Genomic DNA, 248 nt, shown 5'->3' with positions numbered 1-248 from the left:
GCGAAATCGGTCGAAAATTCGATCTTGCGATCCTGACCGATAGCGGTTCGGATATCGTTGATGACGGTTCCGAGAAAATCGTCGACGCGGGCCGATTCCATATCCTCGCCGAGACGCAAGCGCCGGTGCGCTGTCGATACCGTCTGGACGCGATCGCGAGCGGCGGCGAGAGCCGCGCGAGCATCCTCGCTGCGCGTCTGCCGCATCTGAAGGCCAAGCAGGGATGAAACGGTGGCCAATGAATTGCC

1 protein-coding gene is annotated in these 248 nt (G+C 60.9%); it reads right to left on the bottom strand.

All coding sequences use genetic code 11. From position 1 onward, the window contains the following. A partial coding sequence (locus SB822_RS59580) for a histidine kinase dimerization/phosphoacceptor domain -containing protein (protein WP_410859437.1) occupies positions 1 to 206 on the bottom strand: 206 nt, incomplete at its 3' end. Between the last annotated feature and the right edge of the window lie 42 nt (positions 207 to 248).

It is taken from the genome of Paraburkholderia sp. SIMBA_054, from assembly GCF_046534875.1.
Lineage (GTDB): Bacteria > Pseudomonadota > Gammaproteobacteria > Burkholderiales > Burkholderiaceae > Paraburkholderia > Paraburkholderia hospita.
Note: the sequence above shows the minus strand (reverse complement) of the source record. Positions and strands in the feature narration are given on the sequence as shown.